We start from the raw sequence: 21,679 nt of genomic DNA, 5'->3' as shown, positions 1-21,679 counted from the left end.
TATCTATCTAACTTTTAAGATAAAATCATGGGAACTATCTACAAAATTGATTTTGATTTCTCATCACAATCGCAACAAAGCATACTTCGGTATTTACAAGCAAACCAATATAAATTATTTGGGTTTAAAGGAGCTTCTGGCCCCAATCAAATCACCGCTGGTTTACCTGCTTGGTTTGCCGAACCTTATATCGACATGTTTGGACGTGTAGAGATAGATTATGAACCGTTGTATAAAGTATATGTTTATAATAGGGCAAACATAGGATTAAACACAACCATACAAATGGAAGCACTATCTACAGAAGTTCCATTAGGAACTGCTGTAACGTTCAACTATGATGGAAGTTTCAGTACAACTCCAAACGGACCTGCTGGAGCAATCTCAGTATTTAATGCGAGAGCTGCTGGAACCAGCGACTTAACTGTTGGATTGGCAGCAAAAGTAAATGGAAGGTATGCGCCTTTTTGCGCATTTAATGCTACACCTCAAGCAAATATTTGGATGAGACCAAATGAGAAAATTGCACTTTTTGCTGAGCAAATGGATTTAGTTTCTGGTTCGGTAGTGAATAGCGGAACTAATCCTGGATGCACTTTTGAATTTAGTAATAGTGCTATTCAATACAACTTAGAAATGGTTCCGAGTACCTATGGCATTACAAACGCGCCAAATGGATTACCTGTAAAAGGAATTCGTGCTGGAACCTCTTTATTCCAGCTTTTAAATTCGTAAGCTCTAAATTGTTAGTTGTTTTATAAACTCAAAACGCACTAAACCATCATCATCAATTTCAGTTAATGTTACGTCTTGTAGAGTATTAACCAATTCAGGATTCCAAGGGGCTTTCACTTTAACATAGTTTTCAGTGAATCCTTGGATATAACCTTCTTTATTTTCACCTTCAAAGAGAACTGTACGAGAAGTCCCTATCTGACTTTCATAAAACGCTCTTCTTTTTTTAGCTGAAAGTCCGCGAAGCATTTTACTGCGCTTAGCTCTTACTTTTTTTGGCACAACACCACCTAAAGACGCTGCAACTGTATTATCACGTTCTGAATAGGTAAATACGTGCAAGTAAGAGATATCGAGTTCATTTAAGAAATTATAGGTCTCTAAGAACAATTCATCTGTTTCTCCTGGAAAACCAACAATGACATCTACACCAATACAAGCATGTGGCATTACCTCTTTAATCTTGGTCACGCGATCCACATATAATTCTTTCATGTAACGACGACGCATCAACTTGAGAAGCTCGTTACTTCCACTTTGTAACGGAATATGAAAATGTGGTACAAAGGTTTTACTATTAGAAACAAAGTCTATAGTTTCATTTTTCAATAAATTAGGTTCTATAGAAGAGATGCGTAAACGCTCAATACCTTTTACATTGTCCAAAGCCTGAACGAGTTCATAAAAAGTATGTTCGTGTTTTTTATTGCCAAACTCCCCTTTTCCGTAGTCTCCAATATTAACACCTGTCAACACAATTTCCTTGATATTCTTTGCCGAAATCTCTTTAGCATTTTGAAGTACATTCTCTAAAGTATCACTTCTGGAAATTCCGCGTGCCAAAGGAATTGTACAGTAGGTACACTTATAATCACAACCATCTTGTACTTTTAAAAAGGCACGTGTACGATCTCCAAACGAATAACTACCTACATAGAAATCTGCGTCTTGTATTTCGCAGCTATGCACTTCTCCCATATCATTTTTAGACAGATCATTGAGATAGTCGGTAATTTTAAATTTTTCAGTAGCACCAAGTACCAAATCTACACCTTCAACATCTGCCAACTCTTGAGGTTTTAATTGTGCATAACATCCTACCGCTGCCACAAAGGCTTCCGGATTTATTTTTTGAGCTTGTTTGACTATAGACTTAAAACGTTTATCAGCATTTTCAGTAACAGAGCAGGTATTAATGACATATATATCTGCTTTCTCTTTAAAATCGACACGCTCAAATCCTTCCGAAGAAAAATTCCTAGCAATCGTAGAGGTTTCAGAAAAATTGAGTTTACAACCCAATGTATAAAATGCAACTTTTTTATTCATATAATGATCTCGTATTTCCTTTAGCTGAGAAATCTATTTATATTTACTCGTTTCTAATTTTAGAGTGCGCAAATTTACGTAATTGTTAGACTTCTCACAATTTCTCAACAATCTCTGAGCTTAAAAACCAATAATTTACAGATATATGTCTAAAGCCGAAGCTAGAATAAAGGAGGTTATTTCATTTTTTAAAAATAAAGATACAGTCCTTGGGTACCGAAAACTAATGGATTGTGCGATCGATACACAAGATCTAGATATTTATCGAGAAGTGATTATGCTTACCGATTGGAAAGAACAGTTTCCAGAGAAAGAAGATGAACTTATAGAAAAGTCACTCTCTATTTTAGAGCGCATTTCGAAAGTTCCAATTTCTGAATATGAAACAAATAATCCAGTGGTTATTGGTGAACAATTGACAAAAAGCTATGGTTATAATCGTTTTAAACTTGGACCAATCTCTGTAAAGATTCATAAAGGCGAAGTCTATGGGTTGGTTGGCGAAAACGGAAATGGTAAAACCACATTATTACGTCTTTTAGCAAAGGAACTTAAGTACGATGAAGGTCATCTAGATTTTAGATTTGATACGATCTATAATTCAGATTATGATTTAAGAACCAACTTAGTGTACATACCACAACGCACACAAAAATGGTATGGTAGCCTAAAGGACAATCTTAAGTTTGTATTGTCTAATTACGGTATTCCTCCTGAGGAAAATGAAACTCGAGTACTAATGATGATCGCTCGTTTTGGGTTATGGAATTATAAACATTTAAAATGGAATGAACTGTCATCTGGATATAAAATGCGTTTTGAGTTGGCTAGGACTTTATTGAGACAGCCAGAATTATTGCTATTAGACGAGCCTTTAGCAAATTTGGATGTATTGGCACAACAAGTGATTTTAGAAGACTTAAAATCAATGTGCAATTCTATAAATAATCCGATTGCTCTTATTTTAAGCTCACAGCAATTGTATGAGGTTGAAAAAATTTCGGATAAAGTTATTTATTTAAAAGATGGTAAGTACAAAGACAATAAAACCACTATTGCCGATGAAAAGAATCAACTTATAGTAGAGATTGATTGTGAGGCTAAACGTGATACTTTGCTATCAATTTTTAAAGATCTCCAACTAGAGAAACTGATTTATAATGGTGGGATTTATGTAGCCTATTTTAAGGACGATACCACCTTCTCTTCAGTATTAGAATTATTGGGAAAACATCAAATTGATGTCACCTACACCAGAAACATAAGTAAATCTACCAGACGATTCTTCGTTTCATAATCCATTTTAGATGAAAGCATTTATATATAAAACCAATCAATATTTACTGGAACGTTTTCCAACCGTATGGAATACAAGACTCGTTTGGATGTTGCTCACCGCATTCTTGTTGCATCTTCTATTTTTTATCATAGGGTTTTTCACGCTGACCAATCCTAAGATTCTCCAAGAGCCGTTTATAGATTACATCTTCTTTGAGAATGGCACTGTTTTTTTGTCATCAATAATTTCGTTATTACTCATTGTGTTTTGGCTCATCTATATGTTCAAAAACAATGCATTTAAAAATTTCTACCCTATTAGTCGATCTAATCTTTTTGGGCAATTTTTATGTTATTTGTTAATCATTTTTTCGTGTACGACATTTAACTTATCCTATGAGTATGGCATGAAAACTTATATTGCCACGTCTTACCAAGATGATCAAATTAATAAAGAAATAGAAATTGCTAATGATGTTAACATGTTTCTGTCGGAAAGTGTTTCCGATTACACTATAGACAAACGACGTTTCCCAAAACCATTTTATGAGTTGTATTGTGAAGATCGCGAAAAATTTATCGATTACGAGAAGTCTCACATTAACTTTTTAGATGAATCTTTTCAATTTTATACCTTGTCCACAAAAGAAGTCCCAAAGCTTAACAATCGTGGTATTTCGCTAGAATCTGATAGTACCTATGCCAATTTTGTGTTTAGTAAAACGAAAGGCCCTACAGAAATTTACTACTTTAAAGATTCTGTCGTTGATTATAGCTCGTTTCTAAAATCGGCGAAACCTAGTTACTATAATATGTCTTCGACATTTTATGTATCTATAAATGACACGCTTAATGATGACTTTCACTTATTTAGTTACAATAATTATCGAAGTTATGATTATGATAATTATTATAATAGGCCAGAGTTTTCGATACGACATCAATTGAGAAACCAAAGAAATTATGAACTTCTTAAACGCAACAATCGTTTAGAAATCAAAACTTTATTGGAAGACTTTTTAAGGTTTTCAAACCATTATAAAATTGATCATAACCTATCTGCAGAGCAATGGCTCGAGATGGTTTATCATCCCGAAGATGATTTTGAGGTCAAACACTTTATTAGAAATACTCCTAAAGATGATTATGATTATGTGAGTCCGGTCTCGTTGGAACAAACGGAAATTCAAAAGTTTTATGAAGATCACTTATCTGACTTCCATTATGATAACGATGCCTTAGAAAATGTATTTAGAAATATTGAATATGTCAAGAGTAGCAACCCTTTTATGGAGAGTATTCATTTTTCGATGTGGTTTACATTTATTTTGGCTATTATCATCTTTATGTTTAGAATTACAGGGCTAAAACCATTATTATTTAGCATTATCACTGTTGGATTACTTACGCTTTTCGTCATATTAATGACGGTATTACTATTTTATGCTGTGCGAGGTAGTGATAATGAAGCTATTTATTTCATGTCGTATTTTGGATTTTTCCTGGGCTCGTTAATTTTAGCCATTCCAATATTTTTTATTGATAAAGTCAAAAAACTCATCGTGGCTATTTGTGTGAATATATCAATTTTCGGTTTTGCCTTATATGTTTTTTTAATTCTTGCTATCATTTCAATGCATCAAAATGACGCCTGTGATATGGATATCTTTTTGCATAAACAAAGTCTTCAATGTCCTACTATACTGGGTGCTCTCGAAGAGAATTGGAGTTTTGTGCTGTTTACAATTGCGCTTATATTTATCTTTTTATATTCGAAAGTCATAAAGAAATGGAAATCACTACCTGAAGGTTAATCTATGAACAACTTTAAATACATACTTTTTCTGCTTTCAGTTATTTCCCTGTTTTTTTCATGCGGAAATAATACGAATTCAACAAAAGACCATCTCGTATTTAGATATAATGAGCACAAAAACATCGGGTCTTTAGATCCAGCTTTTGCTAAAGACAATGCTGATATTTGGGCCATCAATCAGTTGTTTAACGGTTTGGTTCAAATGGATGAGAATTTAAACGTTCAGCCCTGTATTGCAAAAGACTGGACGATTTCCGAAGATGCACTCACTTATACGTTTGCACTTCGAGACGATGTTACATTTCATCCTCATCAATTATTTGGAAAAGATTCTACACGAACCGTAACCGCTAACGATTTTGAATATAGTTTATTTAGATTATGCGATAGTAAAACGGCTTCTCCAGGCAGTTGGGTGGTTAATAATCTCTGGAATATTGAGGCAAAAAATGATTCTTTGAGGATTATTTTAAAATCTCCAGATCCTTCTTTTATTGGAAAGCTTACAATGAAATACTGTTCTGTGGTACCAAAAGAAATTGTAACATACTATAATAGCGATTTTAGAGCCAATCCAATTGGAACAGGTCCATTTAAACTAAAACGTTGGGAAGAAAATTTGAAGCTCGTTTTCCGAAGAAATGATCAGTATTTCGAAACAGATATCAATGGAGATCAATTACCATATTTGGAAGCTGTTGCAATAACTTTTTTACCAGATAAGCAGAGTGAATTTCTACAATTTGCTCAAGGAAACATTGATTTTGTGTCTGGGTTGGATGCCTCATATAAAGATGAGATTTTAACTGCAAGCGGTAATTTACGTGATAGCTACGAGCCAGATGTGAATATGATTCGAGGACCTTATTTAAATACTGAATATTTGGCGTTTTTTATGGATTCAGAAATTCCCGAAATGCAATCGCTAACCTTACGTCAAGCCATAAATTATGGATTCGACAAACAAAAAATGATGACCTATTTACGCAATGGCATTGGTATTCCTGCTCATGGTGGTTTTATTCCAAAAGGTTTACCAGGATATAGTGAAGCTATAGGATTTAGTTTTCAGCCTGAAAAAGCAAAGCAATTGGTACAGCAATTTAAAACAGATACTGGAATCAATAGCCCAGAGATTACAATTACAACGACTAGTAATTATTTAAGCTTTTGTGAATACATCCAACGAGAATTACAAAAAATTGGAATAACAGTTAATGTAGATGTCGTTCCAGCTGCAACATTAAAAGACGCAAAGGCTAATGGCAAATTAGATATGTTTAGAGCGAGTTGGGTTGCCGATTATCCGGATGCCGAAAATTATTTATCACTCTATTCAAGTAAGAATTTTGCGCCTAATGGCCCAAACTATACACATTTTACAAGTCAGACATTTGATGAATGGTATCAAAGTGCTTTTACCATAACAGATACCAAAGTGCGTGAAGCATTGTATACAAAAATGGACAGTCTAGTAATGGCAAACACACCTGTTGTTCCTTTGTTTTATGATGAAGTGGTGAGGTTTACAAGAAAAAACGTAACTGGGTTAGGAATAAATCCAATTAATTTATTAGACCTAAAACGCGTTAAAAAAAATAAATAGGGATATTATATATTATCTGAGCTTTTACCGATATCCTTAATTTCATTTGTGTCGATAACAACATTTTTTTTCCAGGTTTTCTTCAAAAGCGAATATAAAAGATATACAGCGCCAAGTGCTATTGGCAAAGCTATTATTGTCAATAATAACGTATTTTCCCAGTCAATACCTAATCCAAAAATTTCATCTGCAATTCCTAAAAGGACACCACCAATCAATGCAGCTGCATAGTAAGCTACAACGCCTAGAATTGCAAAAACCCACTTGTTTTGATTGTGTTCTTCTGCTAATCTAAAAAAACTTCTTCCAATGAATATTATGAGTAGAATTTCTAGCATGGTTTTATTTAAATTAATGGTTAGTACACCAAAACTAAGGAAATAAACCTAGTTTATCGTGAAATAATAAATATCATCTTCCCCTTTTCCTTTAGGTCGTCGTGATGAAAAGTAACCTTCGGTCTTACTTTCATTAATAATATAACAAAAATCATCACTTCTGCTATTGATAGGTTTTGGTAACAATTGAGGCTCTTCAGTTTCTGGATCTCCTTTTAGATCATAGCTGTAGATATCCAATCCACCAACACCACCAACACGATCTGATGCAAAGTATAGTATATTATCCTTGCTCACAAATGGAAACATATCTTTGCGTGGTGAATTGATCTTTTTACCTAAATTTTCAACCTCTCCATATTTATCATCACCTAATATTTTCACTTTAAAAAGATCTGTTTGTCCATGAGCGCCATGTGCATTTGATGTAAAATATATTGTAGATCCGTCTGGACTTAATACTGCATGTCCATAATTATATTTTGGATCACAAAATGGCAAGGGTTCAAAATTGGTCCAACCACGACCTTCTATATATTCACCACGTTGAATATTTAGATTAATTGATTTTAATTTTCGCTTATAAGATTTACCACGTTTCATGAAATTTGTCGTGATATACATATACTTACCATCAGGACTAAAACCTGCACTTGAGGTATTAAAAACAAAATCTTCAGATTTAATAAACTGTTTAGAGTTGATAATTTCACCATCTTTAGTTTTTTCAGCTTCAAACATTGTATAGATTAATCGTTTGTCGTGATCTCGTCTTGCTCTATTTCTGTTATCAAGCATATAAGAGGTATAGTATACCTTATCTCCTTTATAAAAAACGACACCATATTGACTTTTATCGTCGTTAATCTTTAGGTTTTTAATTGTGTAGGTTTGGGCAAACCCGAAATTAATTGTCAATACTAAAATGATACTGCAAATAAACTTCATGTTTCTATAATTTAATATTAGCTTTTTCTCCATTTTTTTGTCTCTTCAAAAACATGTTCCAAAATGGTTTTATCAACTTCAGAAAAATCAATGTTTCGCCGCTTCATAACAACTTCAGCAACTTCAAACGCTTTTTTGGTCACATATGTTGTAAAACCAGAATGTCCTCCCCATGAAAAACTAGGAATGAAGTTTCTTGGAAATCCACTTCCGAAGATATTAGCACTTACTCCAACAACTGTACCAGTATTAAACATGGTATTGATTCCACATTTACTATGATCACCCATCATAAGCCCACAAAACTGCAATCCTGTTCTTGCAAAACCTTCTGTTTGATAATCCCAAAGTCTGACTTCGGCATAGTTATTCTTTAAATTTGAGTTATTGGTATCTGCGCCGAGATTACACCATTCGCCTAACACCGAATTACCCAAGAATCCATCATGACCTTTATTTGAATATCCAAAAATAACTGAGTTATTAACTTCACCACCTACTTTACTATGAGGTCCAACAGTAGTAGGTCCGTAAATCTTAGCACCTAACTTTACAGTAGAATGATCACATAAAGCAAAAGGACCTCTAATGATGCTACCTTCCATAATTTCGGCATCTTTGCCAATATAAATAGGACCAGAATTAGCATTTAATGTTACAAATTCAAGTTTGGCTCCTTCTTCAATAAAAATGTTTTGTGCACCAAGAGCTTGATTAGAACTTGGTATGGGTTGTGATTGACGATCTCGTATTAACAGATCAAAATCGGCTTGAATAGCATCACCGTTAGTTGCAAAAATATCCCAAGTATGTTCAATTTTCAAAACGGGCTCATTATACTCTATAGCTTCATAAGTTTCAAAATTAATTTCATCTTGAGTATCTTTTGAAAAAAATGCGATAACATCCTCATTTTGAAATACAGCTTGGTTCTCTTCTAAACCTTTAATAATAGCCACCAATTCTTTATTAGGCAAATAGGATGCATTTATCATGACATTTTCATCCATTTCAACCATTGGATACTTTTCAGACAAATACTCTTCGGTTAATGTCGTAATGGTAAAGCCTAAATGTTTTTCCCATTTTTCTCTAATGGTAAGTATGCCTACTCTAATATCTGCTACTGGCCTTGTAAAAGTAAAAGGCAATAAATTAGGACGTGATGGACCATCAAAAAGAATATAATTCATGATAATTAGTAGTTAGATGTTAAAAGTAAATCAATTATATAAAACAAAAAAGCCTTCGGGACAAATCCTGAAGGCTTTCTATATCATATAGCTTAAGCTTATTTTTTAAACTTAGCGTATTTGTTTTTAAACTTATCAATACGTCCTGCTGTATCTACTAATTTAGATTTACCAGTATAATATGGGTGAGACGTTCTAGAAATTTCCAATTTAATTACTGGATACTCAACACCATCAACTTCAATTGTTTCACTAGTCTCAGCAGTAGATTTAGTTAAAAACACGTCGTCGTTAGACATATCTTTGAATGCTACTAATCTATAATTTTCTGGATGTATTCCTTTTTTCATCTCTTTAAACTTTAAAATCCTTACTATTTTGGAGGTGCAAATTTAAGTAATTTTTGTAAATTACCAATAATTTATTTCTTTTTTTATTTGGAAGATATTTGTAACAAATATAAACATATAGATACTAACTAACGTAATCACTAAATAATCAACTAACAATTATGGAAAAATCAATTAAATCGTCATCGATTAACTATGGCATATACTTAGCTTTAGCCCTTGTTTTATATACTGTTTTATGCTATGTCATTAATGTGGAAATGGTAGTCAATTTTTGGATAAATATTCTAGTTATTCCATTAACAATTATAGCGGTAGGTGTGATCTCTAGTGCAAAAGCAAAAAGTATATTAGGAGGGTTTATGTCGTTCAAACAAGCGTTTACTGCTTATTTCATTCCTATTGCCATAGCAGTAACTATTAGCACAATTACGACAGTTATTCTTTATAATTACATTGATCCTGATACTGCAGATTATATAAAAGAAATGGTCATAACTAAAACTAGAGATTTCATGGAAGGTTTTGGAGCACCACAGAGTGATATTAACGAAGCTATAGCAGAAATGGAAGGTCAAGACATGTTTGCACCTGCAACACAATTAAGATCTTTAGCGCAAAGTTTAGTATTCTTTATTGTTATAGGATTAATTGTGTCTTTAATCATGAAGAAAAAAGACCCAAATGAAGCTTAAATAATTTCAGTATTTTTGAACTTTAAACATTCAAAATCACTACATGAACATATCAGTAGTCATACCACTACTTAATGAGCAAGAGTCATTAACCGAATTACACGATTGGATTGCAAAAGTCATGCAATCCAATCGTTTTTCTTATGAAATCATTTTTATTGATGATGGTAGCACAGATGAATCTTGGTCAACTATTATGCAATTATCTCAAAAAGACAGCAATGTTAAAGGGATACGTTTTTTAAAAAACTTCGGAAAATCACAAGCACTCCATGCTGGATTTGCTAAAGCAGAAGGTGACGTTGTAATTACAATGGACGCAGATTTACAAGATAATCCTGAAGAAATTCCAGAACTATACAATATGATCGTTGTCGAGAAATTTGATTTGGTATCTGGATGGAAAAAGAAACGCTATGATTCTGTAATCGCAAAAAATATTCCTTCTAAGTTATTCAATTGGGCAGCTCGAAGAACCTCTGGTGTTAAACTTAACGATTTCAATTGCGGACTTAAAGCTTACAATAAAAGCGTTGTTAAAAACATTGATGTTAATGGAGAGATGCATCGTTACATTCCTGTACTAGCCAAAAATGCAGGGTTTACTAATATTGGTGAAAAAGTAGTACAGCATCAGGCCAGAAAATACGGAGAGACTAAATTTGGTATGGATCGTTTTATTAATGGTTTTTTAGACTTAATAACCATTTGGTTTTTATCCCGCTTTGGAAAACGTCCAATGCACCTGTTCGGGGCTTTAGGTGTTATCATGTTTGGGATAGGATTCGCTTTTGCGTTTTATCTAGGAATTGATAAGTTATTCTTAAATCCTTCGGGACGATTAATTACAGATCGTCCACAATTTTACATAGCACTCACCACAATGATTCTTGGTTCTCAATTTTTCGTGGCTGGATTTTTAGGCGAATTAATCTTACGTTCTAAAAGAGATAGAAGTCGCTATTTGATAAAACAAGAACTTAATTTTTAAGACCAGCCTAAATTATCGAAACCTTAGTCATTCAAAATTATTGAATTACGTATTTTTGCAGCATAATTAATACATATGATACATATTGAACCTCAACTATTAGAACGTGTCAACACATGGTTAACACCAACTTTTGATCAAGAGACTCAAAATTTTATAAAAGATTTAATAGCAAATAACCCAACCGAATTAAAAGAGAGCTTCTACAAAGATCTCGAATTTGGAACTGGCGGAATGCGAGGCGTCATGGGAATTGGTACCAATCGTATAAATAAATTCACACTTGGTAAAAACACGCAAGGGCTGAGCAATTATCTTAAAGTGCAATTTCCTTCGGAAACGTTAAAGGTTGCTATAGCATATGATTGCAGACATAATAGTAAATCATTAGCAAAAGTTGTGGCCGATGTATTTTCAGCTAATGGAATACATGTTTATCTTTTTGAAGATTTGCGTCCAACACCTGAATTATCATTTGCGCTCAAACATTTAGGCTGTCATTGTGGAATTGTATTAACTGCATCTCATAATCCTCCTGAATATAATGGTTACAAGGTCTATTGGCAAGATGGCGGACAACTCGTTCCTCCTCAAGACGCTGAGATTATTGCCGAAATAAATCGTTTGGATTATGCCGAAATAAAATTTGAAGCTAATGACCAAAATATTGAATATATAGGAAAAGCTGTTGATGATGTATTTATTGATAATGCTGTCAAAAATGGTAGTTTCAATACAACAAAAGAAGCGAAAGAACACTTAAACATTGTCTTTACGTCTTTGCATGGCACATCAATAACAGCAATACCAGACACTCTTGAACGCGCAGGATATACTAATGTTCATATCGTTGAAGAGCAACGTGAACCTAATGGTGATTTCCCTACAGTCAAATCTCCAAATCCTGAAGAACCAGAAGCCTTAAAAATGGCTATAGAACTGGCAGAGAAAGTAGATGGTGATATTGTAGTAGGTACAGATCCTGATTGTGACCGTCTTGGTGTCGTTGTTAGAAATCTAGACAATGAATTGGTGATTCTCAATGGAAACCAGACCATGATTTTAATGACCAACTTTTTATTAAAACAATGGAGAGATTCTGGTCGTATAAATGGGAATCAGTTTGTGGGTTCAACAATTGTATCAACTCCAATGATGTCTGTTTTAACCAACGCCTATGGTGTCGAATGTAAAATTGGACTTACAGGTTTTAAATGGATAGCAAAAATGATCAAAGACTTCCCTGATGTTGATTTTATTGGAGGTGGTGAAGAAAGTTTTGGATTCATGGTAGGTGATTTTGTTAGAGACAAGGATGCTGTAACATCAACCCTCTTAGCTTGTGAAATTGCGGCTCAGGCAAAAGCCAAAGGGATTAGTATGTATAAAGAACTAATCGACTTGTATATCGAACATGGGTTTTATAAAGAACGTTTAGTATCATTCACTAAAAAAGGAATTGAAGGTGCACAAGAGATTAAACAAATGATGATCGATGCACGTCAAAATCCGTTAAAAGAGGTGAATGGTTCAAAAGTAGTACGTATTGAAGACTACCAATTGTCAACTATTAAACACATAAGTACTGGAGAAGAAACTGCGCTAGACGTTCCTAAATCTAATGTCCTTATTTATTATACCGAAGATGGTAGTAAAATTGCGCTGCGCCCAAGTGGAACAGAACCTAAGATAAAATTCTATATTAGTGTTAATACAAGCTTAGACAATATGGCAGCATTTAAGCCTACGGAACAAAAATTGGAAGCTCGTATTGATGCCATCTTAAAAGATATGAAACTCAGTTAATGGATTACATTAAAAAACTCATACCATTTGCGTTACCTTATAAGAGATATGCCTATTTAAATATCTTTTTTAACGTCTTATATGCACTTTTTAGCACACTGTCGTTTGTGGCGCTTATTCCTGTTTTTAAGGTTATTTTCAATGATCAAAGAGTCGTTACTGAAAAACCAATCTATAAAGGCATTTCAGAGTTAAAGGATTATGGTGAAAATTATCTCAATTATTTCATTGTAGATAGTATAGAAAAACATGGAGAATTTAAAGTATTGATGCTAATGGTAGGCATCATTATTACAATGTTCTTCCTAAAAAACATAGCTAATTATCTGGCGATGTATTTCATTACTTTTTTACGCAATGGTATTCTAAAGGATATAAGAAATACCTTGTATGACAAAATTGTGTCATTGCCGTTGGCGTTCTATTCTGAAAAATCTAAAGGTGATACCATTTCACGTGTAAGTGCAGATGTAAATGAAGTGAGAAACTCTTTCTTGGCGATTTTAGAAATGATTGTAAGAGAACCTTTGACTATACTATTTTCGTTAATTACCATGCTCATCTTGAGTTTAAAACTAACACTGTTTGTTCTTGTCTTTATTCCTATATCTGGATTTATTATTTCCAGAATTGGTAAATCTCTTAAAAAAGGATCCTTAAAAGTACAAAATGAACAAGGTGTGTTTCTCTCTGTATTAGAAGAAACAATGAGCGGACTTAGAATTATCAAGGCTTTTAATGTAGAAAAAATGTTCGCTAGAAAATTCGAATCTAGTAATGACCGTTTTTATAAATACTCAAATAGTGTATTAAACAGACAAAATTTAGCATCACCTTTAAGTGAATTATTAGGTATCATAGTCATTGGCACGCTATTGGTTTATGGCGGATATTTAGTCTTTGTAGACAAAACTATGGAGGCCAGTTTTTTTGTGGGCTACATCACACTAGCTTATAATATCCTTACACCTGCAAAAGCAATTGCCAAAGCAAGTTATAGTGTTAAAAGAGGTGATGGTGCTGCTAATAGAATTCTAGAATTTTTAGAAACTGAAAATACAATTACTGAAATTGAAAATCCGATACTAAAATCTGATTTTGAAGATAAGATTTCAGTAAACAATATATCATTTAAGTATGAAGAGGAACTTGTACTTAAAAACTTTAGCATTAATATACCAAAAGGAAAGACCATAGCATTAGTTGGTCAATCTGGAAGTGGAAAATCAACCATTGCCAATTTAGTAACCCGCTTTTATGATGTTACTGAAGGAGAAATCCTAATTGATGGCAATAACATTAAAGACCTTTCAAAAGCATCCCTAAGAAGTCTTCTTGGTTTGGTTAATCAGGATTCTATTTTGTTTAATGATACTATAAAAAACAATCTTCTTGTTGGAAAAGAAGAGGCAACAGATGATGATATTATTGAAGCTCTCAAAATAGCCAACGCCTGGGAATTTGTAAAAGACTTACCTCAAGGAATCGATCATAGTGTTGGAGAATCTGGAGGAAAACTTTCTGGCGGCCAACAGCAACGTCTAAGCATTGCAAGAGCAGTTTTAAAAAATCCACCTATCATGATTTTAGACGAAGCAACGTCTGCTCTTGATACTGAAAGTGAACGCTTAGTTCAGGTTGCTCTGGAAAATATGATGAAAAACCGAACGTCGATTGTTATTGCTCACAGATTATCAACGATTCAAAATGCCGACGAGATCATTGTAATGCATAGAGGTGAAATAGCCGAACAAGGCACTCATGATGAGCTCATAGCTAAACAAGGTGTTTATAAGAAATTAGTTGATATGCAAAGTTTTGAATAAGTAACAATTTCCGAAGAAAATAAAAACAAAAAACAGAAAAGGATGCAATACAAATTGCATCCTTTTCGTTTCTATTACCATATTTGGGGACAATGGTAATATTAAAGTAGGTTAGGCTTTGACAAACATAGATGAAATAAATGTAGTATGCAAGAAAAAAATGCATTTCATCGCTATTTTTTTACACTTTATCGATGATATTTTATTTAAACTATTGAACTTCAATGTTTTAAAAAAAATATTTTTTTTCATTAAACTTTCATTACATTGAAACGTCTAAATAAAAAATAGTTTTATTGGATAACGAACAAGATTTTATACAGCGCTTATCAAACTCATCTACTAAAGAAGCCGCCTTTAAAGAACTTTTAAAGCTCTATAAGGAACGTCTGTACTGGCATATACGCCATATCGTAAAATCCCATGACGATGCCGACGACGTATTGCAAAACACATTTATCAAAATCTTTAAAAATATCCATAACTTTAAAGGAGATAGTAAACTGTATTCTTGGATGTATCGTATTGCTACTAATGAGTCTATCACTCATATTAACAGAAATGCAAAACGTCTAAATATAGCTAATGAAGAAACACATCAACATTTGGTTAATAACATAAAAGCAGATGTTTACTTTGAAGGTGATGCCATTCAGTATAAATTGCAGCAAGCAATTGCGACCTTGCCAGAAAAACAGCAAATGGTTTTTAATATGAAATATTTTCAGGATATAAAATACAAAGAGATGTCTGATATTTTAGAAACTAGTGAAGGTGCGCTTAAAGCATCTTACCATATTGCAGTAAAAAAAATAGAAGCCTTTTTAACCCAAGATTAAACCAATTACAGACTTAAGAGTCTTATAATTATGAAACAGAAAAAATTAGATACTATTAAAACTTCAGGGTTTAAAACACCTAAGGATTACTTTTCTCAAGTAGAAGAGCAAATTCTTAATGAAGTGAAGTTAATAGATAAAATTGACCAATCTGGTTTTGATGTTCCCGAATCCTATTTTGATTCAATAGAAAAAGACATATTGAATAAGATCTCTTCGGAAAATGACTCAAAAGTTGTGTCGTTAGTGAGTTGGAAAAAAATAATGTATACCGCTGCTATTGCTGCATCTTTAATCTTAATGTTTAATGTATTTTTCAACAATGGTGAAAATGTAACTTGGGAAAATCTCGACACCGCGTCTATAGAAAACTATATAGAGGTAGAAGAGTATTCAACCTACGAATTAGCATCGCTTTTAACGGAAGACGAATTAAACAAAGACAATTTTATAGAAAACGATATATCTGAAAATTCAATAGAAACTTATCTGTTAGATAATGTAGAACTTGAAGACCTGATTATAGAATAATTATTATGAAAAGAACACTTATAACTGTATTGTTTATCGCATTAACACTTAGTGCGTTCGGACAAAGAAAAGAACGACAAGAGCGATTAAAAGCACTAAAAGTAGCATTCATCACTGAAAAACTAGAACTTACATCGGATGAAGCTGAGAAGTTTTGGCCAGTATATAATGCTATAGAAGAAAAAAAGGAAGTCTTAAGAAAAGAAGCACAAAGTATACGCAGAGGCTTAGATTTTGATGCCTTAACAGATGCTGAAGCCAATAAACTACTTAAAGACTTAATCGGTCTTGAAAACAGAAAGCACAATCTACAAACCAAACAAGTAAACGATTTACTGAAGGTGATACCTGCTAAAAAAATCATCTTGCTTAAAGTAGTAGAAGAACAGTTTAAAGCTCAAATGCTAAGAGAGTTGAAAAAACGACGTGAAAAATTTAAAAAGAATACACCTTAACATTCAAGAAGCCTAAACAGGCTTCTTTTTTATTTAAAGGTCAACTTAGACACACGACCACGTCCCGCAGCATAAGCCACACTATCATTTAAAAATCGAATCGTGTAAAACCCTTCATCGCTTAAATGAGTCCAAGTATTTCCATAATCGCTTGAGTAATCAATCCCCTTAAATCCTACAGCAACTAGTGCTTTACCGTTACTATTAGGTATATATTTAACACAACTTCTGTAACCAGGTGATTGATTTTTAGCTACTAATTGCCAAGTTTTTCCGCCATCTTGTGTTCTAATTTTATTAGCACTACTATCGGCTGGTTTTGTATAATCACCGCCTATAGCAAAACCATTGTTCTCATCATAAAAATCAATAGAATACATTCCTGTAGTTTCCAAACCTTGAACAATAGGCGTTTCAAAAACATCCCAAGTTTTTCCTTTATCTGCCGAATATAAAATGCGACTCGACTTTCCACCTGTAGCTACCCATACCTTATCTCCTACTATTGCAATATTTGTATCACTTGCAGCAAAAGCAGCTTCTCCCTCTTTCGCTTTTGGTATATCATCACAGGATAACTTGGTCCATGTATTCCCACCATCACGTGTGATAATCACACTCATACAATCATCAGTTGGATCTCCTATAGCAATACCCTCTTGATCATTCCAAAACTCCATAGAATCATAAAACGCTTTAGGATGCTCTTCTTTATAAACAACCTTAATCTTATCTTCTTCAATATTGAGTTTATAGATTAGTGCAGGGGAACCAATACTAATACCATAGCCATGTTTCTCTGTTGCCGACAACGCCCTAAAATTGGGAACAATTGAATCATATGTTAATGAAATAGGAAATACAATATCATAATTTTTAGATGCATATAACTCCTCATTAGCTAAAAACTCAAAAACCCCTTTTGGACCTATAGCACCAAATTCACCTTTTGATGTTAAAAATGCTAGACCTTCTAAACCATCAACTAATTCAATGGCTCTAACATTCAACATCGAATCTTGAACAATCGTTTCGATCTCTACCTTAGTAAATTGCTTTTTATCTAATTGATGTATTTTCTTATTCTGTCTATTTAATCCGAAACCATATATAGAAATGATTAAAATCGGACCTATTAAAAGGAGTAGCACTTTTTTCATAAGTATCAAATTTCTATAAAAATAAAAAAGCTTCATGACATAATCATGAAGCCTTTCATATTAACGTCTTATTTTATGTGAAATTGAAAATAGTAAGTGTAAAGTCCATTTTAAAATAACACTTCAAAATAAAGGTAAAAACTTATAAACTTTTAACGTACCTTTGCATGCTTAATTTTTTATAATGCGTTTACACAGAAACTTATGCTTTGCGGTTATTGATGGGTTAACACTCATCTTCAATGAAGGCAAATATGCAGATAAAGTCATTCAACAACTACTTAAACGTGATAAACGTTGGGGAAGTCGTGATCGTGCCTTTGTTGCCGAAACAACCTACGACATAGTACGTTGGAAACGATTATATGCAGAAATTGCCGAAGTTAAAGCGCCTTACGATCGCGATAATTTATGGCGCATTTTTGCAGTCTGGGCAACCTTAAGAGGTATCAAATTACCTGATTGGAAATATTTTGAAAATACGCCTCAACGAAAAATCAAAGGTCGTTTTGATGAATTATCTCAAACAAGAAAATTTAAAGAATCTATCCCAGATTGGTTGGATGAATTAGGCGCTAAAGAATTAGGCGAGTCTATTTGGACTAAAGAAATCGCCGCGCTTAACCAGCAAGCCGATGTGATCTTAAGAGTAAACACACTCAAAACTACAAAGGAGAAATTACAAGCACTCTTATTTGACGACAATATAGAGACAGAATCAATTAAAGGCTATCCAAATGCGCTTAAACTAAGAGAGAGAGCAAACGTATTTCAAACGGAGTCATTTAAAAATGGCTTTTTTGAAGTTCAAGATGCATCATCGCAATTAGTAGCAGAATTTTTGAATGTTAAACCTGGAATGCGAGTGGTAGACACCTGTGCAGGTGCAGGAGGAAAAGCATTGCATTTGGCTTCACTTATGGAAAATAAAGGTCAGGTTATTGCCTTAGACATTTATGCCAATAAATTACATGAACTTAAACGTAGAGCTAAGCGTAATGGTGCTTTTAATATTGAAACAAGACCTATAGAATCTACTAAAGTTGTTAAGAAGTTATATGATAAAGCCGATCGCGTTTTAATTGATGCACCTTGCTCTGGCTTAGGTGTTCTTAGACGAAACCCAGACGCCAAGTGGAAATTACAACCTGAGTTTATCGATAATATTAAAATAACACAACAAGAGATTTTGCAACAGTATTCTAGGATTGTTAAAGATGGTGGAAAGCTTGTATACGCGACCTGCTCTATACTTCCTTCTGAAAACAAAAAACAAGTTGATTCGTTTTTATCGTCAGATCAAGGAAAAGACTTTATCTTTGTAAAAGACAAAAGTGTACTATCTCACAAATCTGGCTATGACGGATTTTATATGGCATTATTAGAAAAAAAGAAAAAATAACACCCAAATAAATGAAACAGTTTTACTTAATTTTTACATTATTAATTGCGGCAACAACCTATGCCCAAGCTCCTGCCGGATATTATGATTCGGCTACTGGAACCGGATTTACTTTAAAATCTCAGTTAAAAGATATTATTGACAACAATAATGACGGACTAACAAACGAATATCTTGCTCTTGACTTAGGGTATTCTGCTTTATACACAACGTTCCAAAACTCTGATGTTGATTTGTACTTTGAAAATAATGGTACACTATTAGACATGTACTCTGAAAGAGTGATACAAAACCCAGATAACACGAGTACAAACTTACCTGATAGTTATGAATACACATATGGTATTAACCAAGATGACGGTACTATGGGAACAGCTGAAGGCCAACGTTATAATAGAGAACACACTGTTCCTCAGTCTTCTTTTAGTAGTGCATCTCCTATGAGAAATGATGCACATTTTGTGGTTCCATCTGATAAATACGTAAATGCGCAAAGAGGTAACTTACCATATAGTTTTGTTAACACATCAAATCAACATGATGAATATTCTAACGGAACTCTAAGAGGAGATAATCTTAATTCTGGAGTTTCTGCTGGATATACAGGGGATGTTTTTGAACCTATTGATGAATTTAAAGGAGATATCGCTAGAATGTATTTTTTCTTTGTAACCCGTTACGAAGATCAAATGAATGGATTTAACTATGTGATGTTTGATGGCTCAACGAATCAAGCCATTGATCAACCCTTTTTAGATATTTTATATGATTGGCATACTAATGATCCTGTTTCTCAAAGAGAAATTGATAGAAATAATGCCATTTTTGCTCAGCAAAATAATAGAAATCCTTTTATAGATAACCCACAATATGTTCAAGATATTTGGCAAAATTCATTATCTGTTGAGGAATTTGAAACGGTAGATGTTATAAAGATGTATCCTAATCCAGCAAATGGTAATGAAGTTAATATTGATTCTAACCAAGACCTTGCCGTAGAAGTATATGATATTTTAGGTAAGAAAGTGAAGATTGGACAAATAACTTCAAACCAAAAGAAATTAAATATTTCGGAATTATCAAAAGGTGTTTACCTAGTGAAGTTAAATTCATCTAAAGGAAGTATTACAAAAAAGTTAATTAGACAATAATATTTGTTTATATACTAAAAAAAAAGCGACTCTCAGGAGTCGCTTTTTTTTACATGATAATATCATTTTTCCATTCGTAAGGTTCAGGAATATTAGTATCATCAATGAGCTGTCTAATATCTATTTCAATACCACGACTCATATTAGTTATTGGCACATCATTTGGCCCACCTTCAAAAGGATTTTCAGTATTTTCTCCTATAGCTTCCATTGTATGAAATACCCAAGCTAAAAGTGTACTAAACGGAATAGAAAACCAAACAAAATGCTGAGCAATAAATTCTTGTATTCTATGTAACGTAGATGTATGAGTTGCATGTCCTTCCAAATCTGTCACAATGTGTTGTCCTATATCTTCAAATCCTTCCATAATTCCGAAAGGCAACAAAATAATAAAGAGCCAAACAAACATATAGTTGAGTGTTGCAAATTGTCTTGGATAAGGGAAGTTCTTTATACGTTCACTTTTTCCTTGTAACGCATAAAACTCCACCAACATATTTGATAATTCCATATGTCTAAAGTCTTCGATTAAATCATTTTGCTTTAGTTCTTTTAAGCGTCTAGATTGAATACCTAATAGCTGTGAAGCTCTATTACCTTTAGCAAATACTTCGTTGTATTCATTTTCAGAAATATAATCTTTAATAACGTCTTCAATAGGAATGGTATCTTCACAAACAAGATAATGCTTCTCTCTAAATTCTCGATTAGACTTTCCCGCCTTCAAATGTTGCTCCCAAGGTTTATCTGCTCTTAATTGATAACGTAATGCTGTTAACCATGCCACATGACGATGCACTAACTCTTTATGAATGGTGTGCAATTTCTCATCAGATAAAGGTTCTTTGGTATGATCATTATTAATAAAATCTTTGACCATGATTGTCCATGAACGCGATGCATTAACAATGCCTCCCCAAATTTTACGCGCTTCCCATAGCCTATCATACGATGCGTTATTTTTAAAACTAACAATAAATGCTACGGCTGTACCCATAACTCCTAAAGGTAACCAAGGCACATGAAGCCATTTAAGTCCAACAACATCAAATAAAACTACTGGAATAGTGGAAAGAATAAAGAATAAAAAAATATGACGACGCGTCCATTTAATAACGCCTTTAACAGGAAATATCCGTCTTGTATACATAGAATTGGTTTAAGTTATCTAAAAGTAAAAAAATAAGAACAATAAACACAGTATTGATTGTGAATTAATTGGTGGAT

20 protein-coding genes are annotated in these 21,679 nt (G+C 33.3%); 13 read left to right on the top strand and 7 right to left on the bottom strand.

Translation table 11 applies throughout. The annotated features are described in order from the left end of the window. Positions 1 to 27 precede the first annotated feature (27 nt). Entirely contained in the window at positions 28 to 735 is a 708-nt protein-coding gene (locus KWG70_RS12010) for a hypothetical protein (protein WP_230936281.1), read from the top strand. A 3-nt stretch (positions 736 to 738) separates the two neighbouring features. Here the strand turns inward: KWG70_RS12010 and mtaB are convergent, their stop codons facing one another. Next, positions 739 to 2,064, bottom strand: coding sequence for a tRNA (N(6)-L-threonylcarbamoyladenosine(37)-C(2))-methylthiotransferase MtaB (gene mtaB / locus KWG70_RS12005; protein WP_230936280.1), 1,326 nt, complete (start codon positions 2,062 to 2,064; stop codon positions 739 to 741). 145 nt (positions 2,065 to 2,209) lie between these two features. Here mtaB and KWG70_RS12000 point away from each other — a divergent pair, with 145 nt between their 5' ends. Genes KWG70_RS12000 through KWG70_RS11990 form a run of 3 tightly spaced genes read left to right on the top strand, consistent with a single transcriptional unit; the run spans position 2,210 to position 6,764 of the window. Then, positions 2,210 to 3,361: an ATP-binding cassette domain-containing protein gene (locus tag KWG70_RS12000; RefSeq protein ID WP_230936279.1), complete on the top strand. Its 1,152-nt coding sequence runs from the start codon at positions 2,210 to 2,212 to the stop codon at positions 3,359 to 3,361. 10 nt (positions 3,362 to 3,371) lie between these two features. Further along, positions 3,372 to 5,156, top strand: a complete 1,785-nt coding sequence (locus tag KWG70_RS11995; protein ID WP_230936278.1) for an MFS transporter — start codon at positions 3,372 to 3,374, stop codon at positions 5,154 to 5,156. A 3-nt stretch (positions 5,157 to 5,159) separates the two neighbouring features. Beyond that, a complete protein-coding gene (locus KWG70_RS11990; protein ID WP_230936277.1) occupies positions 5,160 to 6,764 on the top strand; it encodes an ABC transporter substrate-binding protein in 1,605 nt (534 codons plus the stop codon). A gap of 5 nt (positions 6,765 to 6,769) precedes the next feature. Here the strand turns inward: KWG70_RS11990 and KWG70_RS11985 are convergent, their stop codons facing one another. The 4 genes from KWG70_RS11985 to KWG70_RS11970 all read right to left on the bottom strand — a co-directional run bounded on the left by KWG70_RS11985 (position 6,770) and on the right by KWG70_RS11970 (position 9,593). Then, complete coding sequence (locus KWG70_RS11985; protein ID WP_230936276.1) at positions 6,770 to 7,102, bottom strand: hypothetical protein; 333 nt, start codon at positions 7,100 to 7,102, stop codon at positions 6,770 to 6,772. A 48-nt stretch (positions 7,103 to 7,150) separates the two neighbouring features. Then, positions 7,151 to 8,050: a TolB family protein gene (locus KWG70_RS11980; protein WP_230936275.1), complete on the bottom strand. Its 900-nt coding sequence runs from the start codon at positions 8,048 to 8,050 to the stop codon at positions 7,151 to 7,153. Positions 8,051 to 8,067: 17 nt separating this feature from the next. After that, positions 8,068 to 9,243: a GlmU family protein gene (locus KWG70_RS11975; RefSeq protein WP_230936274.1), complete on the bottom strand. Its 1,176-nt coding sequence runs from the start codon at positions 9,241 to 9,243 to the stop codon at positions 8,068 to 8,070. Positions 9,244 to 9,341: 98 nt separating this feature from the next. After that, positions 9,342 to 9,593, bottom strand: a complete 252-nt coding sequence (locus KWG70_RS11970) for a type B 50S ribosomal protein L31 (protein ID WP_230936273.1) — start codon at positions 9,591 to 9,593, stop codon at positions 9,342 to 9,344. A gap of 161 nt (positions 9,594 to 9,754) precedes the next feature. Here KWG70_RS11970 and KWG70_RS11965 point away from each other — a divergent pair, with 161 nt between their 5' ends. The 7 genes from KWG70_RS11965 (at position 9,755) to KWG70_RS11935 (ending at position 16,736) form a co-directional block, all read left to right on the top strand. After that, positions 9,755 to 10,288 carry a DUF4199 domain-containing protein gene (locus tag KWG70_RS11965; RefSeq protein WP_230936272.1) on the top strand — a complete coding sequence of 178 codons (534 nt, stop codon included), beginning with the start codon at positions 9,755 to 9,757 and terminating at the stop codon, positions 10,286 to 10,288. Between the two features lie 43 nt (positions 10,289 to 10,331). After that, positions 10,332 to 11,279: a glycosyltransferase family 2 protein gene (locus tag KWG70_RS11960; RefSeq protein WP_230936271.1), complete on the top strand. Its 948-nt coding sequence runs from the start codon at positions 10,332 to 10,334 to the stop codon at positions 11,277 to 11,279. Positions 11,280 to 11,354: 75 nt separating this feature from the next. After that, positions 11,355 to 13,085, top strand: a complete 1,731-nt coding sequence (locus KWG70_RS11955; RefSeq protein WP_230936270.1) for a phospho-sugar mutase — start codon at positions 11,355 to 11,357, stop codon at positions 13,083 to 13,085. After that, positions 13,085 to 14,911 carry an ABC transporter ATP-binding protein gene (locus tag KWG70_RS11950; RefSeq protein ID WP_230936269.1) on the top strand — a complete coding sequence of 609 codons (1,827 nt, stop codon included), beginning with the start codon at positions 13,085 to 13,087 and terminating at the stop codon, positions 14,909 to 14,911. The genes KWG70_RS11955 and KWG70_RS11950 overlap by 1 nt, the downstream gene beginning before the upstream one ends. Before the next feature lie 296 nt (positions 14,912 to 15,207). Then, complete coding sequence (locus KWG70_RS11945; protein ID WP_230936268.1) at positions 15,208 to 15,750, top strand: RNA polymerase sigma factor; 543 nt, start codon at positions 15,208 to 15,210, stop codon at positions 15,748 to 15,750. 30 nt (positions 15,751 to 15,780) lie between these two features. Further along, positions 15,781 to 16,281, top strand: coding sequence for a hypothetical protein (locus KWG70_RS11940; protein ID WP_230936267.1), 501 nt, complete (start codon positions 15,781 to 15,783; stop codon positions 16,279 to 16,281). 5 nt (positions 16,282 to 16,286) lie between these two features. Further along, on the top strand, positions 16,287 to 16,736 hold the full coding sequence (locus tag KWG70_RS11935; protein WP_230936266.1) for a hypothetical protein: 450 nt from the start codon (positions 16,287 to 16,289) through the stop codon (positions 16,734 to 16,736). A gap of 29 nt (positions 16,737 to 16,765) precedes the next feature. Here the strand turns inward: KWG70_RS11935 and KWG70_RS11930 are convergent, their stop codons facing one another. Continuing rightward, entirely contained in the window at positions 16,766 to 17,896 is a 1,131-nt protein-coding gene (locus KWG70_RS11930; protein ID WP_230936265.1) for a WD40/YVTN/BNR-like repeat-containing protein, read from the bottom strand. Between the two features lie 184 nt (positions 17,897 to 18,080). On the opposite strand from KWG70_RS11930, the gene KWG70_RS11925 reads away from it, so the two are divergent. Both KWG70_RS11925 and KWG70_RS11920 read left to right on the top strand, forming a co-directional pair. After that, positions 18,081 to 19,298 carry an RsmB/NOP family class I SAM-dependent RNA methyltransferase gene (locus KWG70_RS11925; protein ID WP_230936264.1) on the top strand — a complete coding sequence of 406 codons (1,218 nt, stop codon included), beginning with the start codon at positions 18,081 to 18,083 and terminating at the stop codon, positions 19,296 to 19,298. Between the two features lie 11 nt (positions 19,299 to 19,309). Further along, positions 19,310 to 20,449 (top strand): endonuclease, encoded by a 1,140-nt coding sequence (locus tag KWG70_RS11920; RefSeq protein ID WP_230936263.1) that lies wholly within the window; start codon positions 19,310 to 19,312, stop codon positions 20,447 to 20,449. A gap of 49 nt (positions 20,450 to 20,498) precedes the next feature. Here KWG70_RS11920 and KWG70_RS11915 read toward each other — a convergent pair whose 3' ends face one another. Next, positions 20,499 to 21,602 (bottom strand): bestrophin family protein, encoded by a 1,104-nt coding sequence (locus tag KWG70_RS11915; protein WP_230936262.1) that lies wholly within the window; start codon positions 21,600 to 21,602, stop codon positions 20,499 to 20,501. Between the last annotated feature and the right edge of the window lie 77 nt (positions 21,603 to 21,679).

It is taken from the genome of Psychroserpens luteolus (assembly GCF_021032705.1).
Taxonomy (GTDB): Bacteria; Bacteroidota; Bacteroidia; order Flavobacteriales; family Flavobacteriaceae; genus Psychroserpens; species Psychroserpens luteolus.
Note: the sequence above shows the minus strand (reverse complement) of the source record. Positions and strands in the feature narration are given on the sequence as shown.

Coding starts and splice junctions, on each gene's coding strand:
- KWG70_RS12000 (WP_230936279.1), top strand. CDS start 2,210: ATGTCTAAAGCCGAAGCTAGAATAAAGGAGGTTATTTCATTTTTTAAA.
- KWG70_RS11985 (WP_230936276.1), bottom strand. CDS start 7,102: ATGCTAGAAATTCTACTCATAATATTCATTGGAAGAAGTTTTTTTAGA.
- KWG70_RS11995 (WP_230936278.1), top strand. CDS start 3,372: ATGAAAGCATTTATATATAAAACCAATCAATATTTACTGGAACGTTTT.
- mtaB (WP_230936280.1), bottom strand. CDS start 2,064: ATGAATAAAAAAGTTGCATTTTATACATTGGGTTGTAAACTCAATTTT.
- KWG70_RS11990 (WP_230936277.1), top strand. CDS start 5,160: ATGAACAACTTTAAATACATACTTTTTCTGCTTTCAGTTATTTCCCTG.
- KWG70_RS11980 (WP_230936275.1), bottom strand. CDS start 8,050: ATGAAGTTTATTTGCAGTATCATTTTAGTATTGACAATTAATTTCGGG.
- KWG70_RS11915 (WP_230936262.1), bottom strand. CDS start 21,602: ATGTATACAAGACGGATATTTCCTGTTAAAGGCGTTATTAAATGGACG.
- KWG70_RS11960 (WP_230936271.1), top strand. CDS start 10,332: ATGAACATATCAGTAGTCATACCACTACTTAATGAGCAAGAGTCATTA.
- KWG70_RS11970 (WP_230936273.1), bottom strand. CDS start 9,593: ATGAAAAAAGGAATACATCCAGAAAATTATAGATTAGTAGCATTCAAA.
- KWG70_RS11935 (WP_230936266.1), top strand. CDS start 16,287: ATGAAAAGAACACTTATAACTGTATTGTTTATCGCATTAACACTTAGT.
- KWG70_RS11965 (WP_230936272.1), top strand. CDS start 9,755: ATGGAAAAATCAATTAAATCGTCATCGATTAACTATGGCATATACTTA.
- KWG70_RS11975 (WP_230936274.1), bottom strand. CDS start 9,243: ATGAATTATATTCTTTTTGATGGTCCATCACGTCCTAATTTATTGCCT.
- KWG70_RS11940 (WP_230936267.1), top strand. CDS start 15,781: ATGAAACAGAAAAAATTAGATACTATTAAAACTTCAGGGTTTAAAACA.
- KWG70_RS11925 (WP_230936264.1), top strand. CDS start 18,081: ATGCGTTTACACAGAAACTTATGCTTTGCGGTTATTGATGGGTTAACA.
- KWG70_RS11950 (WP_230936269.1), top strand. CDS start 13,085: ATGGATTACATTAAAAAACTCATACCATTTGCGTTACCTTATAAGAGA.
- KWG70_RS11920 (WP_230936263.1), top strand. CDS start 19,310: ATGAAACAGTTTTACTTAATTTTTACATTATTAATTGCGGCAACAACC.
- KWG70_RS11955 (WP_230936270.1), top strand. CDS start 11,355: ATGATACATATTGAACCTCAACTATTAGAACGTGTCAACACATGGTTA.
- KWG70_RS11930 (WP_230936265.1), bottom strand. CDS start 17,896: ATGAAAAAAGTGCTACTCCTTTTAATAGGTCCGATTTTAATCATTTCT.
- KWG70_RS12010 (WP_230936281.1), top strand. CDS start 28: ATGGGAACTATCTACAAAATTGATTTTGATTTCTCATCACAATCGCAA.